At 65.9% G+C, this 14,835-nt stretch carries 20 protein-coding genes; 8 read left to right on the top strand and 12 right to left on the bottom strand.

The genetic code is table 11. From position 1 onward, the window contains the following. The 3 genes from B3587_RS04225 to B3587_RS04215 form a co-directional block, all read right to left on the bottom strand. On the bottom strand, positions 1–1,626 hold a 1,626-nt coding region (locus B3587_RS04225; RefSeq protein ID WP_292726792.1), incomplete at its 3' end, for a hypothetical protein. 149 nt (positions 1,627–1,775) lie between these two features. Then, the gene (locus tag B3587_RS04220; RefSeq protein WP_292726791.1) at positions 1,776–2,108 is read right to left on the bottom strand and encodes a hypothetical protein; all 333 of its coding nucleotides are present in this window, start codon (positions 2,106–2,108) and stop codon (positions 1,776–1,778) included. 4 nt (positions 2,109–2,112) lie between these two features. Then, positions 2,113–2,421 (bottom strand): hypothetical protein, encoded by a 309-nt coding sequence (locus B3587_RS04215; protein ID WP_292726790.1) that lies wholly within the window; start codon positions 2,419–2,421, stop codon positions 2,113–2,115. A gap of 279 nt (positions 2,422–2,700) precedes the next feature. Between B3587_RS04215 and B3587_RS04210 the strand changes: the two genes are divergently transcribed. Beyond that, positions 2,701–2,922 (top strand): hypothetical protein, encoded by a 222-nt coding sequence (locus B3587_RS04210; protein ID WP_292726789.1) that lies wholly within the window; start codon positions 2,701–2,703, stop codon positions 2,920–2,922. A gap of 165 nt (positions 2,923–3,087) precedes the next feature. On the opposite strand, the gene B3587_RS04205 is transcribed toward B3587_RS04210, so the two are convergent. The 5 genes from B3587_RS04205 to B3587_RS04185 form a co-directional block, all read right to left on the bottom strand. Then, complete coding sequence (locus B3587_RS04205) at positions 3,088–3,348, bottom strand: Txe/YoeB family addiction module toxin (RefSeq protein WP_195693037.1); 261 nt, start codon at positions 3,346–3,348, stop codon at positions 3,088–3,090. Beyond that, complete coding sequence (locus B3587_RS04200) at positions 3,345–3,596, bottom strand: type II toxin-antitoxin system Phd/YefM family antitoxin (RefSeq protein ID WP_229382258.1); 252 nt, start codon at positions 3,594–3,596, stop codon at positions 3,345–3,347. The genes B3587_RS04205 and B3587_RS04200 overlap by 4 nt, the downstream gene beginning before the upstream one ends. 79 nt (positions 3,597–3,675) lie before the next feature. Then, positions 3,676–4,029, bottom strand: a complete 354-nt coding sequence (locus B3587_RS04195) for a hypothetical protein (RefSeq protein WP_292726786.1) — start codon at positions 4,027–4,029, stop codon at positions 3,676–3,678. Between the two features lie 87 nt (positions 4,030–4,116). Further along, positions 4,117–4,554, bottom strand: coding sequence for a type II toxin-antitoxin system VapC family toxin (locus B3587_RS04190; protein ID WP_292726784.1), 438 nt, complete (start codon positions 4,552–4,554; stop codon positions 4,117–4,119). Beyond that, positions 4,551–4,793 carry a CopG family transcriptional regulator gene (locus B3587_RS04185; RefSeq protein ID WP_292726782.1) on the bottom strand — a complete coding sequence of 81 codons (243 nt, stop codon included), beginning with the start codon at positions 4,791–4,793 and terminating at the stop codon, positions 4,551–4,553. The genes B3587_RS04190 and B3587_RS04185 overlap by 4 nt, the downstream gene beginning before the upstream one ends. Before the next feature lie 71 nt (positions 4,794–4,864). Here B3587_RS04185 and B3587_RS04180 point away from each other — a divergent pair, with 71 nt between their 5' ends. The 3 genes from B3587_RS04180 (at position 4,865) to B3587_RS04170 (ending at position 7,014) form a co-directional block, all read left to right on the top strand. Then, a complete protein-coding gene (locus B3587_RS04180) occupies positions 4,865–5,119 on the top strand; it encodes a type II toxin-antitoxin system VapB family antitoxin (RefSeq protein WP_292726780.1) in 255 nt (84 codons plus the stop codon). Beyond that, positions 5,116–5,514: a type II toxin-antitoxin system VapC family toxin gene (locus tag B3587_RS04175; protein WP_292726778.1), complete on the top strand. Its 399-nt coding sequence runs from the start codon at positions 5,116–5,118 to the stop codon at positions 5,512–5,514. The genes B3587_RS04180 and B3587_RS04175 overlap by 4 nt, the downstream gene beginning before the upstream one ends. Before the next feature lie 114 nt (positions 5,515–5,628). Then, on the top strand, positions 5,629–7,014 hold the full coding sequence (locus B3587_RS04170; RefSeq protein WP_292726776.1) for a polysaccharide biosynthesis tyrosine autokinase: 1,386 nt from the start codon (positions 5,629–5,631) through the stop codon (positions 7,012–7,014). A 72-nt stretch (positions 7,015–7,086) separates the two neighbouring features. On the opposite strand, the gene cysC is transcribed toward B3587_RS04170, so the two are convergent. From cysC to B3587_RS04150, 4 genes are all read right to left on the bottom strand, one after another. After that, a complete protein-coding gene (gene cysC / locus B3587_RS04165) occupies positions 7,087–8,187 on the bottom strand; it encodes an adenylyl-sulfate kinase (protein WP_292726774.1) in 1,101 nt (366 codons plus the stop codon). Then, positions 8,184–9,149, bottom strand: coding sequence for a sulfite exporter TauE/SafE family protein (locus B3587_RS04160; RefSeq protein ID WP_292726772.1), 966 nt, complete (start codon positions 9,147–9,149; stop codon positions 8,184–8,186). The genes cysC and B3587_RS04160 overlap by 4 nt, the downstream gene beginning before the upstream one ends. Positions 9,150–9,258: 109 nt before the next feature. Further along, positions 9,259–10,176, bottom strand: coding sequence for a sulfite exporter TauE/SafE family protein (locus B3587_RS04155; protein ID WP_292726770.1), 918 nt, complete (start codon positions 10,174–10,176; stop codon positions 9,259–9,261). A gap of 106 nt (positions 10,177–10,282) precedes the next feature. Beyond that, complete coding sequence (locus B3587_RS04150) at positions 10,283–10,753, bottom strand: RrF2 family transcriptional regulator (protein ID WP_292726768.1); 471 nt, start codon at positions 10,751–10,753, stop codon at positions 10,283–10,285. 135 nt (positions 10,754–10,888) lie between these two features. On the opposite strand from B3587_RS04150, the gene B3587_RS04145 reads away from it, so the two are divergent. From B3587_RS04145 to B3587_RS04130, 4 genes are read left to right on the top strand one after another with little or no spacing between them, the layout of a single operon-like run. Beyond that, positions 10,889–11,656, top strand: a complete 768-nt coding sequence (locus tag B3587_RS04145; protein ID WP_292726766.1) for a 3'(2'),5'-bisphosphate nucleotidase CysQ — start codon at positions 10,889–10,891, stop codon at positions 11,654–11,656. Continuing rightward, positions 11,653–12,564, top strand: a complete 912-nt coding sequence (gene cysD / locus B3587_RS04140; RefSeq protein ID WP_292726764.1) for a sulfate adenylyltransferase subunit CysD — start codon at positions 11,653–11,655, stop codon at positions 12,562–12,564. Before B3587_RS04145 ends, cysD begins: the two co-directional genes overlap by 4 nt. Before the next feature lie 2 nt (positions 12,565–12,566). Continuing rightward, positions 12,567–13,820, top strand: coding sequence for a sulfate adenylyltransferase subunit 1 (locus tag B3587_RS04135; protein WP_292726762.1), 1,254 nt, complete (start codon positions 12,567–12,569; stop codon positions 13,818–13,820). Then, positions 13,817–14,671, top strand: a complete 855-nt coding sequence (locus B3587_RS04130) for a sulfotransferase domain-containing protein (RefSeq protein WP_292726760.1) — start codon at positions 13,817–13,819, stop codon at positions 14,669–14,671. The genes B3587_RS04135 and B3587_RS04130 overlap by 4 nt, the downstream gene beginning before the upstream one ends. Positions 14,672–14,835: the final 164 nt, after the last annotated feature.

Below are 14,835 nucleotides of genomic sequence, written 5' to 3'. Positions count from 1 at the left end.
GAGGATCGGCTCGTTCTCGCTGAGCGCCCGGAACAGGGCAGCGAAGTCGACATCCTCACCCTCGATGCGCACCTGAACGCTCAGGTCGAACCAATCATTGGTTCCGGGCTGGGCGGTGACCGAGACATCCGGCGCCTGGGATGCGGCACGGAAGCTGGGCGCCTCGACGTCTTCGATGACCCGCACGGCCTCGAGCGAACGCAGGCCGGGCAGCACTTCGGCGACGAAAAGCACAGCAGCCGCGCCTCGCAGGGTTTGGTCGGGCGGCACCACCGCAGCATCGGGCCGCTCCCCCGGCAGCAGGATGGAGGCGTGGGCGCCTGCGGCGCTGCGAACGGCATCGAGGATGCCGCCCTCGCGAACCCGGTCGGGACGGATGCTGCCGCCGAGCCGGTCCCATCGCCAGGTGAGGTGGGCAAGCCCGTCGCCGTGGTCGACGCGCACTTCGAGCACGGTGACCGGCGGCGCCGGCACCGTGTAGCTGGCATCGGGCGATACGACCGGCGCGATCGCCTGCAGCCGTGGCAGATAGTCGCTCTCGAAGCGCTCCCTGCTTGCCGTGTCGACCGAGATGGGCGTGTCGGCGGCGAGCAGGTCGCGCATCGGCCCGGTGAGCGGCGGATCGAGGGGGTGCAGCACAATGCGTTCTTCGGCGGTGCCAGCTGCGGTGACCCGACCCACGGCGATCGGAGGATTGCCGACGGTCACGAGCGGCTCCGACGCGTCACTTTCCCCGTCGGCGCCGGCGTCGGCGTCCCCGGCGCCGGCATCCTCGTCGTCTCGCACCGGCACCAGCTCGCCGCGCACCGCGAGTCGCTTGCGGTTCTCGGTGACCGCGATCCGCGCGGTCAGCGGCTCCCCGTCAAGCCGCACCGGATGCTGCGCCTTGCCCGGAGAGACGAGCGCGACGCCCGCCGCCTCGAGGTCGGTCAACAGCGACCAGAGCGTTCGCGAGGGCAGCCGGTCGAGCTGCATCCATTCGTCGTCGCGATAGGCGTAGCCCCACGAGCTCGCGGCAGGGTCGAGAACGTCGAGCTCGATCAGCAGTGCGAGCGCTGCGGGATCCGCCTGCAGCCCGTCGAGGTGCCCCCAGCGAGCCTGGCCCTTGATCCATGCGCCTCGCGCACCCCGCATCCCAGGCCGGGCCGCGAGCCTCGGCTGCTGCGGAGCCCTGCTCCAGCGCGTCGCGCGCGGTGTCTGCAGGGTGATGAACAGGCACAGTTCGACCGCGGCCGCATCGGATGCCGGCAGCAGCCCGTCGAGAGAGCGTTGCCACGGTGGAGTGCTGTCGCGCGGCGGGGATGACTGGCCCTTCGGCGCTCTCGCGTCCGAGTCCGTCCCTGCATCCGAGACGGCGAGCAGCACTGCAGCGACATGCGCGCAGTGCGGGGCGTGCTCGCAACTGCAGTAGGCGCTCATCGACCCGCGCGCAGGCTCGATGACGGCCGAGACGACCATGACGTCATCGCCCCCGTGGCCGCGATCGCGCACGACGGCATCGAGCGAGGTGCGCGTGTTGTCGGCATCCAGGTCGACGATCGTGACCCGCCCTGCCGCGTTCAGCGCCCATGCGCGGTCGTAGTTCGCACCCCCGAGTGATCGGGCAACCTCATGCCAGTAGTCCACGAATCCATCGTTGCAGCCGTCGCCGACATCCCGAACTCGGCCGACGCCGACTCGCTGACAACCGAGTTCTTGGGCGCCCTGTGGAGGAACCGCTCCTCATCGTCCTGGCGTGCAGCACAGCGGATGCCGCACGCCAGCGTGTCCGGAGTCTAGGAGTCCAGCGCGCGCTTTATGGGAGCCGACACGTCGCGGTCGAGGTTGTCGATCCGCTGCTCGAGCGCGCTGAAGCGCACATCGACCGCCGCGAACCGCGCATTCATCTCCCCCTGCAGCCCGTCGATACGCCCACTCAGCGCGTCGATTCGCCCGTTGACCTCACCGCCCAGTGCGTCGATCCGCCCAGAGAGCTCGCCCCGCAATCCGTGGATCGCGGCAGTCGTCGTGCGATTGGTGAGTGTGACGATCACCGTCGTGCCTCCCAGCATGACAGTCGTAAGCGCGGCGATGTAGAGCCAGTTCTCTGGGTCCACGAGCGAGATCACCCCTTCATTGTGCGACGTCGCGAGAGGTATCACCTGACGCAGGCGCGAGGCGCGGTGCCAGGCCAGCGGCGAGCGCGTAGACCCGATCGTCCAGCCTCGACACGCGGTCGTCGAGCCGTGAGAGACGCTCGTCGATGCGGTTCAGGTCGGTCTTAAACTCAGCCTTCAATTCGGCCAACTCCGCCTTCAGCTCGGCCTTCACCTCCGCGCGGGTGCGACGCGCCGACGCGGTCACGGTTGTCGCGAGGCCCACGATGCCGACAGCGAGTGCAACGATCACGCCCAGTGTGTCTATGCCCACGGTGACCTCCATGTTCTCCAGTGTGCGCCTTATCGGCGCAGGTAGCTAGAACCGTAAGCGAGCGCGCACCCCACGGCGCACGATCAAGCGCGGGCGCCACACGACGGTCGCCGTCGCCTACTGGGGAGGAACCGACCGGAATCGGACGTGCGATCTGCACCGAACCATGCCTGAGCACCTCACGGGCGAACTGCCGCGCGACATCGCTCATCTCGCCGCGATCGGTACGTTCCCGGGGTCCGTCCCAGAGGTTCTCGAGCACGGTTCGCACGCCCTCTTCATACAGCTCGGATGCCTCGACCGGCCCGTCGCCGCGACGGATGCCGCAACTCCCGCCTCGCGCAGCGCGAACCGCAGATCCGCCAGCTCGTCGTTGATCTCACTCGGGTCGAACCGGGCGGGATCACCCTGGATTTCGATCAGCTCTGCGCCTTCGAGGCCGCGGCTGTCTTCGGGCGGGGCTGCCCGGCGTCCGTCGACGCACACCGCCAGCGGCACGGGATCGAGGTATAGGCCGCAAATCCACGAGTTATGTGTCGCGAAACGACGAGTTGAGCTAGCTACGTGCTCGGCACGGCTCAGCAGAGCGCTGCGTTCGGCGACCGGCTGTGGGGCTTGCCGGTCTCGTCTCTGTGGGAAGTTGCCCCCACCCTCTGACGCGTGATCCGACGGACGACGTCAGTAATGGTCTCGTGCTTGGAGGATCACGATGTGGTCGTCGGTGACGTAATAGACAAGTCGATTCTTCTCGTCGATCCGCCGAGACCAGGAGCCCGACAGCACATGGCGGAGCTGCTCGGGTTTGCCGACGCCGTCGAACGGATCGCGAAGGACTGCGGCGATGAGCGTGTTGATCCGCTTCAGCGTCTTGCGATCCTGCGTCTGCCAGTACAGGTAGTCCTCCCACCCGTTCGGGTCGAAGACAAGCGCGCGGGTCACGGATCGACGAGGTCGTGCTGCTCGAATTCGCCGCGACGCGCGCGCTCGACCGCCTCGAGCAGCCGCTCGGCGTTAGCGGGATTTCGAAGAAGGTACGCGGTTTCGGTGAGAGCGTCGTAATCGTCTTTGGACATGATCACGGCGTTGCCTCGACGGGAGACGACCTCCACCGTCGTGTGATCGTCGTTGACCTGCTGGATGAGTCCGAACAGGCTCTTTCGCGCTTCGGTCGCCGTGATCGCGGACACGGGAACACCTCCGAGTGTGTAGTACATAAAACGGTACCACTCTGGAGATTGGTCTGGCGTCGGGAGCGACGAACGCAGATTACTCGTCGCGCGGAGCCTCGCGCGCGGGCGCAAGTCGCGGCGCGAGACCCGCCGCGAGCGCATAGACCCGGTCATCAAGCCGAGACACCCGGTCGTCAAGCCGAGACACCCGGTCGTCAAGCTGCGAAAGTCGGTCGTCGAGGCGAGAGATCTCCGTCGCGAACTCGGCCTTCAGCTCGACGCGAGTGCGTCGCGCAGACGCCGTCACGGTCGTCGCCAGCCCGACGATGCCCACGGCGAGCGCAACGAGCATGGCAAGGGTGTCGATCCCCACCGTGACCTCCATGTTCTCCAGTGTGCGCCAGATCAGCGCGCATATCCAGAACCGTAGGCGCACGAGAAGACTCCGCATGCGCAATATGCCGAGTCTCCGCAGGTCAGGCGCCTTGCCGCGCCCCTGGGGAGGAGCGGCAGCAAACATCGAGCCTTTGCGGATCTCTCAGTCGATGCCGAGCGCGCCTCGGAACCCAGCCGATGCCGGGTCGTGGTGCGTGAGCCCGCGGACACTGGCGAACGCGCCATCGGCAGATACCAACCCCTGCATCCCGTCACGACGCATCGCGACCGACGCGAGTACGGCGTCGGTCGCCCGGAGCGCATCGTGCGCACGGTAAAGGTCTAGCCCGGCCGCAAGGTCGACGGCGTCGACCGTGACGAGCGGAGACAGCAGCGCCGCGAACTGGGAGGTGAGCACCGCGGCGTCGTCCCGCCCGCGCCGCCGCGCGCGGACGTGAGTGAACTCCTGCAGCACCTCTACGGTGGTGGTCGCCGCAATCCGCCCGTCACCAATCGCCGAGATCAGTGCCCGGCATGGCTCGCGCAGTGCATACTCGGACCCGACCGCGTAGACGAGCACCGTCGTGTCGAGCAGGATCACGCGCGGCCACGAAGCAGGTCGAGTTCGGCGCGCAGATCGTCGGGATCAGGAACATCCATGGGGGCCGCAGAAAGCATGCCGGCAGCAATCGCGGCCTTCTGTTCGAGGCCCGAGGGGTAAGCGGCATCGATCGCTCGACGTACGAGCGAGGCAACCGACACTCCGCGGCGAGCGGCGACCCGCTCAAGCCGTTCACGCTGCTCGGTGTCGATCAGCACCTGCAGGCGCTCGGTCTTCATGCTCATACTGTAGCAGGAGCATGTTTCTTCCTATCGCTATCCCTTTCTTCCTTAAAGGGTAGACTTCCACCATGGCTCTCAACATCAAGGACCCCGAGGCCGATCGCCTGGTGCGGGCTCTGGCCGACGCAACGGGCGAGAGCATCACGGTTGCCGCGCGACGGGCGTTCGCTGAGCGGCTCGATCGCCTCCGGGCACAGAGCACGGCGCCCGCCGTGCAAAGCGATCTCGAGGCGATCATCGCCCGAGGGCGCGATCGTGCCACGCTCGATGAGCGGTCGGCGGACGAGACCATCGGCTACGACGAGCACGGCCTGCCCCGATGACGATCGCCCTCGACACGTCAGCGCTGATGGCTATCGTCCTTGGCGAAGAGGATGCGTCGCTTTTCGCCCGCGTCATCGCCGAGAACGTCGGCGACCTGCACGTGAGCGCTGCAACCCTCGTGGAAGCGATGTTCATGGCCGAAGCACGTCAGGGACCGGCGGCTACGCAGGATCTCGAGGCCCTCATTTCTCGCGCTCGCGTCACCGTCACGCCCTTCGACGCCGCGCAAGCGTCTATCGCAACGGCAGCGTGGCGCCGATTCGGCAGGGGTCGCCACGCCGCATCACTGAACATGGGCGACTGCTACTCGTATGCGCTCGCCCGCAGTCTGGGCGCGGCGCTGCTGTTCAAGGGTGACGACTTCGCGCAGACCGACATCGCGGCGGCCATCTGACTCTCGTGCCGGGGCACTGATGCCTTGAGCAACCCTGACCGGATACCAGCCGGATACCAGCGCGAAATACCGGGTGTGTGAGGATAGTTCGAGGATCCCCAACCGAGAGGCACCATGGAGCTCCGCGACTACCTGCACATCCTGCGCAAGAACTGGCTGATCATTCTTGCGTTGACGCTCGTCGGTGTGGGTGCCGCCGCCGCATATTCCCTGACGCGCACGCCGCTGTATGAGGCCGAGAGCTCTGTCTTCGTCTCGACGCAGGCGGGCTCGGGAACCATTCAGGACCTGAACCAGGGATCGAACTTCTCCCTCGATCGGGTGCCGTCGTATGTGCTCGTCGCGACATCTCCGGTCGTACTCAACCCCGTCATCGACGACCTCGGTCTCGACACGACGGCAAGTCAGCTCGCAAAGCAGATCTCGGTCTCATCGCCGTTGAACTCCGCGATCATCAACGTGTCGGTGCAGGATGCCGACCCCCAGCTGGCCGCCGACATCGCGAACGCCACCGCCGCGAGCCTGTCGGATGCCGTGGAAGAGATCGAGACGACGGCGGGACTCACCGCGAGCCCCGTGCGCCTGTCCGTCATCCGCCCGGCGCTGCCGTCGAGCGCTCCCGTGAGCCCGAACGTTCCGCTGAACCTCGCGCTCGGTGGGCTCATCGGTCTGGCCTTGGGTGTCGCGTTCGCCATCCTGCGCACTGTGCTCGACACCAAGGTGCGTACGCCGCGCGATGTCGCTCAGCTGACCGATCGTCCGATGATCGGCGTCATCCCCTTCGACCCGAAGGCGGCCGAGCGCCCGATCATCCTCGAAGCCGACCCCACGAACCAGCGCGCCGAGGCGTTCCGAGCCCTGCGCACCAACCTGCAGTTCATCGAGTTGGATGGCGGCCAGACGTTCGTCATCACCTCGAGCATTCCCAGCGAGGGTAAGTCGACGACCGCGGTGAACCTCGCGATCGCTCTCGCGGACGCCGGCAAGCGCGTGGCCCTGCTCGACACCGATCTGCGCAAGCCGAAGGTCGCCGATTACCTCGGTATCGAGGGCGCGGTCGGGTTGACGGACGTCTTGATCGGGCGCGCGAAGGTCACCGATGTGATGCTCCCCTGGGGTCGCCGCCCTCTGTACGTGCTTCCCGCGGGCAAGGTACCGCCGAACCCGTCCGAGCTTCTCGGATCGTCGCAGATGAAAGCCCTGCTCGACGATTTCGCGAACACCTTCGATGTCGTGATCTGCGATGCTCCCCCGCTTCTTCCGGTGACGGATGCCGCCGTTCTGTCACGCCTCACGGCCGGCGCGATCGTCATCACTGCCGCGGGTCGCACGACGACCCACCAACTCGACGGCGCCCTGGATGCCCTCGAGACCGTCGGCGCGAAGGTCGCTGGCCTCGTCATGACGATGGCGCCCACCAAGGGGCCCGACTCGTACATGTACGGCTACGGGTATGGCTACGGGTACGGATACGGCTACGGCCACTCCGACAAGAAGTAGTCAGTCGAGAGCCTGGCGCGACGGGCGCGGCTCCGGCTCAGATCAGCTGAGCCAACCGCCATACGCGAACCGTCAGCGCGGAAGCGCAGCGACGATCTGGTCGACGGCGTCCTCGGGACTCACCACACTCGCATCGATCGCCAGGTCGGCGTCCGTGGGCTCTTCGTAGGGATCACTGATTCCGGTGAACTGCGGAATCTCGCCAGCACGCGCCTTGGCATATAGGCCTTTGCGGTCCCGCGCTTCGCACACCTCCAGGGGCGTCGAGACGTGGACCAACATGAAGCGCCCGACGTTCTCGGCGCGCTCTCGCATCTCGGCGCGCATCTCCGCGTAAGGCGCGATCGGGGCGCAGACGGCGATGCCACCGTGCTCGGCTATGAGCGCCGCGACCCACCCGATCCGGCGCACATTCATGAGGCGGTCCTCGCGCGAGAAGCCAAGCTTGGACGACAGGATGAGCCGCACCTCGTCGCCGTCGAGCAGCGTCACTGTGCGGTCGTCGACCTCGCCGAGACGTTCGGCCAGGAGCTTCGCAATGGTGGACTTGCCAGATCCCGACAGCCCGGTGAGCAGGATGACGAGACCGTCGCCGACCGCCCGTTCGGTGTCCCAGACCTCGATCTCGTCGGCAACGAGCGCTCGGGCAGCCGCGGCGACGGCGTCGCGCCACTCTTCGGCGGATCGGAGCGCCGGGTCGGGGGCGGGGAGAACCCGCACGTCGTGGCCTGACGCGAGAGCGTGACGCACGTCGCGGCTGAGAGCCTCCGCGTGATGGCCGGTGTCGAGCAAGACGAGCGGTCGATCACTCAGCGACTCCCAGCGCGGGTCCTCCTCCCCCGGAAGGTCGCCGAGCACGACCACCGCACGTTCGACGCGCGAGGTTTGAGCCCCGATACGGCGTTCACGGTGCAACTGGTGCCCGAAGGGGCGAAGCTGGCTCACCGATCCGACGAGCCATTCGCCCGAGCTGGTGCCGCCGTCGACCTCGACCGTGGCGAGAGGCGTGCCCTCCTGGTCGAGCAGTTCCACGGCCCCGCTCTCAACGGGCTCAGTCGCCCGCAGGCGTCCACCGTCGCCCTCAGACGCGTACGCGGTCGCCCCGAGGCCCCCGGCGAGCACCAGCTCGAGCTCGGCGACTCCCGCCGGGCTCAGCGTCATGCGAGCGGTCACGAGGTCGACTCGTTGTCGCTGCTGTGGGTTTCCTGCAGCTCACGAGCGCGCTTCTCTTGTCGCTGCGTGGGCTTCAGGCCGTGGCGGGTGCGCAGATACATCCAGCCCAGAGTACCGATCACGAATGCGCCGATGACGAGAATGAGGGTCCACTCGTTCGACACCTTGAGCATCTTGAGCCCCGCCGCCAACAGGACGAGCGCCAGAGCGCGTCGAACGATGGTTCCCGAGACCCTCGAAGAGAGCCGAGCGCCCAGGTACGCACCGGGGATCGCGCCGAGGGTGAGCGGCCAGACGATGCCCCAGTCGACGTCGCCGTAGAGCAGGTGCCCGGCGGCAGCGGCGATCACGAGCGGCACTGCCTGTACGAGGTCGGTGCCGACGAGCCGGTTTGCCGAAAGCATCGGGTAGAGCGCCATGAGCGTGATGATGATGAACGATCCTGAGCCCACCGAGGTGAGGCCGACCATGAGGCCACCGACGATGCCGACGATCACGGTGGTGACGATCTTGACCTTGATGTCCTTGTCGGCGACCTCGGGTTGGGCGATCTCTTCGCCGCGCATGATGCGGGCGTGCGTGCGCATCGCGATGTAGGCGCGCACGATCAGCAGGGCGGCGGCGATGAGCAGCACGATGCCGAGCGCGGTCTTGACGAAGTTGTTGACCTCTTCCATCGGGCCGATCGCGCTGATGATCAGCGCTCCCGAGAAGGCAGCAGGCACCGATCCGACCACGAGCCAGAGCACGATCTTCCAGTGCACGGTGCCGTGTCGCATGTGCACGACTGAGCCGACCGGCTTCATGAAAGCGCTCGTGATGAGGTCGCTCGAGACCGCGGTGAGCGGAGACACTCCGAAGAACAGCACGAGAACGGGCGTCATCAGGGCGCCACCGCCCATGCCGGTCAGCCCGACGACGATTCCGATTCCGAGACCCGCAAGGGCAAGTCCCCAATCCATGCGGTGCCCCCTCGTAAATTCCGACCGAATTAGTCGGTATTCAACGGCACAGGTGCAGGCGGAGCAAGTCCAGGCGTGTTAACGGCTCGTCAATTCTTTGCTCACGTCGTCACTCAGCACTGTCGGCGAGAGCTCGCTCAGGCGCCTGCTCATGCCGAGCAACCCGGCGGTCAGCGAGCACGGCCTGTACCGAAATCCACACGGCGGCGACCCAGAGCACGATCACACCGCCGAGCACCCACCAGGTCAGCAGACCTCCTGTTTGATCGACGCCGAGCATGATCGTGCGGGTGTTGGTGAAGATGATCATCCCGCCCACGAGCGAGCCGAGCAGGCGCGGCGGCATGATGCGCACGAGCCAGGCGGCGAGAGGAGCTGCGATCATGCCGCCGATGAGCAGTGCGAGAACCCAACCGAGGTCGAATCCTTGCGAGCCGAGGCCGATGAAGAAGCCGACGCTGGCCGAGATCGCCACGAGGAACTCGCTCGTGTCGATCGTGCCGATCACCTTTCGGGGCTCCATCCGTCCGCTCGCAAGAAGCGCGGGGGTCCCGACCGGACCCCATCCGCCACCGCCGGTGGCATCGATGAAGCCACCGAACAGGCCCAGTGGCGCGAGGAACCGCAGTCGAAGCGGCCTGGAGCCATCGGGCTTCGGGATCGCCCGGAAGGTGAACCGCACGAGCACATAGAAGCCCAGAGCGAGCAGGATGCCGCTCATCAGAGGTCGCGCCGCATCGCTCGAGAGGTTCGAGAGCAGCGTCGCGCCGAGGAAGGCTCCGATCGCGCCGGGGATGCCGACCTTGGCGACGACTTTCCAGTCGACGTTGCCGAATCGCCAGTGAGACAGACCGGACGCGAGGGTCGTCCCGATCTCGGCAAGGTGCACGGATGCGCTCGCTGCCGCGGGACTCGCGCCGATGAGCAGCAGAAGGGTCGTGGAGGTGACGCCGTAGGCCATGCCCAGCGCGCCGTCGACGAGTTGGGCGGCGAAACCGACGACCGCAAGCAGGAGCAGGGTTTGCATTCGAATGTCTCTTCCCGATAAATCCGACTGGATTAGTGGGTATTAAGACACACGAAGGACCGCACGCGCAAGTGAACAGTGCGAGAACCGCCCAGTCGGCGACGAGTCAGTCGCCGAGCGAAGAAGAGTTCCGCCAGGCTCGCGGCTCGTCTGCGAGCGCCTGCACCGACGCCGGCAGGCTGCCCGTCGCGAGGTCGGCAATCGTGGTCGCCTCGAGCACCGCCCGAACATTGGCCCGTAGTGCGACCCAGAGCGTGGCGAGAGCCTCGTGCTGCTCGAGGTACTCGATATCCGAGGGCCGCGCATCGCGCACATACACGAGAGGTCCATCGACGGCGCGGATGACGTCGGCCACCGATACCGTCGAGGCGGGCAACGCGAGCCGATAGCCGCCTGCCGCTCCTCGGCGGCTGGTCACGATTCCCGCCCTTCGCAACGAGGTCAGGATGCCTTCAAGAAAGCTCCCGGGAATCCCCTGCGCTTCGGCTACGGCATCTGCCGAAATGACCTCGTCGCCGGCCTGCGCGATCGCAACTGTCGCGCGGACGGCATAGTCCGCTCGGGCTGAGATCCGCATACCCGATTATGGCTTGCGTACCTGACGTAACGCACATGAGACCCGGCGTTCGATTGCTGACACACAAGTGGGGTAAGGTCACTCCCCGTACGGTCCTTCTCCAGCCGTAGGTTCCCTCTCCGCCGGAAGCGACGAATGACGGAAGTATCACTGAGCGACTCCACGCTCGCAGAGTCCATCGCACAATCGGCCGCCGAAGTCCTGATCACCACTCGCCGAGAGTTCCTCGGCGACGATCTTCGCGCGCTCAAAGACGCAGGCGACGCGTCGGCGCAGGCACATATCGCCGGGCGCCTTGCGAGCGAAGCTTCGAGCGACGCCATCTTGAGCGAAGAGGCGAAGGATTCAGCCGAGCGGCTCTCCGCTGAGCGCGTGTGGATCATCGATCCGCTCGACGGCACGCGCGAGTTCTCCGAGAGCCGCGACGATTGGGCAGTGCATGTCGCCCTGTGGCAGGACGGCGAGCTCGCCCTCGGTGCTGTAGCCCTCGGCGGGCCCGACACCGTGCTCTCGAGCGCCACCGTTCCCGCGCCCCCGGCCCGCCCTGAGGGCCCGGTCCGCATCGCCGTCAGCCGTTCCCGGCCGCCCGAGATCGTGAATGCCGTCGCCGAGCAACTCGGAGCAACCCTCGTGGCGATGGGATCGGCCGGCGTCAAGGTCTGTGCCGTCGTAACCGGCGAAGTGGATGCTTATGTCCACGGTGGCGGACAATACGAGTGGGACTCTGCGGCACCGGTCGCAGTCGCTCGCGCCGCCGGCCTACACACGTCCCGGCTCGACGGGTCCCCCCTCGTCTACAACCAACAGAACCCTTACCTCCCTGACCTCGTCGTCTGCCGCCCGGAGCTCGCGGCGCAGATTCTCGAGGCCATCGCGAACGCTGAACGGAAGGCATCCGAGTGACATCGCCTAATCAGTACGCGCTCAGCCAGCTCCAGATTCTGGAGGCTGAGTCGATCCACATCATCCGCGAGGTCGTCGCACAAATGGAGCGCCCGGCGCTGCTCTTCTCGGGCGGCAAGGACTCCATCGTGCTGCTGCACCTCGCGATGAAGGCCTTCCACCCGGCACCGATCCCGTTCCCGATCGTGCACGTCGACACGGGCCACAACTTCCCCGAGGTTCTCGAGTTCCGCGACTCGATTGTCGAGAAGCACGGCATCCGCTTGGTCGTCGGATCGGTGCAGGAAGCGATCGACAAGGGAACGGTACGCGAAGAGCCCAACGGTTCGCGCAACCGGATCCAGACGCCCGTGCTGCTCGACACGATCGAGAAGAACCAGTTCGACGCCTGCATGGGCGGCGCGCGCCGCGACGAAGAGAAGGCACGCGCCAAGGAGCGCGTGTTCTCGTTCCGCGACGAGTTCGGGCAGTGGGATCCGAAGAACCAGCGCCCCGAGCTCTGGAGCCTCTACAACGGCCGCGTGCATCCGGGCGAGAACATCCGCGTGTTCCCCCTGTCGAACTGGACCGAGCTCGACATCTGGCAGTACATCGGCGAGTACGAGGTCGACATCCCGTCGATCTACTTCGCCCACGACCGTGACGTCTTCGTGCGGAACGGGATGCTGTTCGCCGCGAACGAGTTCTGTGTTCCCAAGGAGGGCGAGGTCGTCGAGACCCGCAAGGTGCGCTACCGCACCGTCGGTGACGCAACCTTGACGGCAGCGGTGGCATCGGATGCCGACACCGTCGAGCTCATCATCGAAGAAGTGGCGGCGACTCGCGTCACCGAGCGCGGTGCGACCCGCGGTGACGACAAGGTCAGTGAGGCTGCGATGGAAGACCGGAAGAAGCAGGGGTACTTCTGAACATGGACATGCTGCGATTTGCGACCGCTGGATCGGTCGACGACGGCAAGAGCACCCTCATCGGCCGTCTGCTCTATGACTCGAAGTCCATCTTCGAAGACCAGCTCGAAAGTGTCGAGGCAACGAGCAAGGCCCGTGGCGACGAGTACGCCGACCTCTCCCTGCTTACCGATGGTCTGCGCGCCGAGCGCGAGCAGGGCATCACGATCGACGTCGCTTACCGCTACTTCGCCACCCCCAAGCGCAAGTTCATCATCGCCGACACTCCCGGACACGCGCAGTACACGCGCAACATGGTCACGGGCGCGTCAACGGCAGACCTTGCGATCGTGCTGGTGGATGCCCGCAAGGGCGTGCTCGAACAGAGCCGTCGTCACGCGACCATCGCGTCGCTGCTGCGCGTGCCGCACATCGTGCTCGCCGTCAACAAGATGGACCTCGTCGACTGGTCACAAGAGGTCTTCGAGTCGATCCGCGATGAGTTCTTCGCCTTTGCGTCGAAGCTCAACATCACCGACATGACAGCGATCCCCCTGTCGGCGCTCGCCGGCGACAACGTCGTGAATCGCTCCGAGAACATGCCCTGGTACGAGGGCACGTCTCTCATGCACCACCTCGAGAACGTCTACATCGCGAGCGACCGCAACCTGCAGGATGTGCGCTTCCCCGTGCAATACGTGATCCGCCCCCAGCAGAGCGCGCACCGCGACTACCGCGGCTACGCCGGCCAGGTAGCCAGCGGCGTCATGAAGATCGGTGACGAGGTGCTCGTGTTGCCGAGCGGGCTCTCCTCGAAGATCGTCGGCATCGACACTGCCGACGGTCCGGTCGACGAGGCCTTCCCGCCGATGTCGGTGACAGTCCGCCTGGCCGATGACATCGATATCTCCCGCGGTGACGTGATCTGCCGCAAGGGCAACCATCCAGAGGTCAGTCAGGACATCGATGCGATGGTCTGCTGGATGGATGACGTTCCGCTCACCGTCGGCCAGAAACTCTCGATTCTGCACACCACTCGCGCGGCGCGCGCGGTAGTAAAGGAGGTCGCCTACGAACTCGACGTGAACACCCTTCACCGCAGCGAACTGGCGAGCGAACTCGGTCTCAACTCGATCGGTCGCGTCAAGCTGCGCACGACGACTCCGCTCGTGGCCGACGAGTACGTCCGTAACAGGACAATGGGGGCGTTCGTGCTAATCAACGAGTCAACGAACCGAACGGTCGGCGCGGGCACAATCGGCCGGAGTCAGTCGTGACCGGCCCTCGCTACACAGGACCAGACCTGCGCTGGGAACTCACGAGGGGACGAGCCCGGCTCGTCCCGCCCCCACTGCGGAAGCCTGTTAGATCCGCCACTGTTGCGCTGCGGAGTCGAGGGCTGACGAAAGACGACATATTGCTCGGAGGTTTCCCGAAGTCAGGGTCCACGTGGCTGCGCTTTGTGCTGGTCGAGCTGTTTACTGGAGAGAGTGCAAGTTCTTTCGCAGACGTCAATATTCTCTCACCGGATCTCGGGGAGCATCGTGGAGCCTCGCCGGTTTCGAACGGCGGGAGACTAATCAAGACACATGAGGCATACGGCAGCATCCGCGCAACTCGGGCCAGCTCGCTATATGTCGTAAGAGACCCCAGAGATGTCGCGCTTTCGCTGTTTCATTACCTAAAGCGACGCGGCGCGCATGAGGTCCAGATGGATGACTTCATCGAAGCCTTCTCCCGCGGAAGAGTGCTGCCATACGGCGCGTGGCAGAGTCATGTGCTTGGCTGGATCACTGCCTCTCACCGGCGGCCAAACGTCGCTGTGCTCCGCTACGAAGACCTCCTCACCGACGGGACAGAAGCCCTTCAGGCCGCGCTCTCACGGCTCGGGCTGGAGTTCACTCCGGACCAAGTTCGCTCCGCGATGTCGAACAATACGGCGGATGCGATGCGCTCAAAGGAACTCGCGACGCCGGAGAAGGCGTTTCGGGAAGGACACTCATCCATCCCCTTTGTCCGGCGCGCGGCGAGCGAACAGTGGCGAACAGAGATGCTGCCATCGAATCAGGCCAAGATCGAGGCCGCGTTCAACGAGGGACTGCGCGCGTGCGGCTACGTCATCGATTGAGCGAACCACGAGGCACAAAACGGTGGGTTGCGGTCGGGCCACTGCGGCCTCCAGTCCACGGACAGGCGCTTGTCACGGAGAGAGTGGCGAGGTTCATGTGCAGCCGCTTGCCCGACGTTGTCGTTGTCAATACCAGTGAAGGTGAAGGCGCAACGGGTAGCAGG

Source organism: Microbacterium sp. UBA837 (genome assembly GCF_002296025.1).
GTDB lineage: Bacteria > Actinomycetota > Actinomycetes > Actinomycetales > Microbacteriaceae > Microbacterium.
The sequence above is the reverse complement of the archived record's forward strand: the minus strand, read 5'-3'. Positions and strand labels throughout refer to the sequence as shown.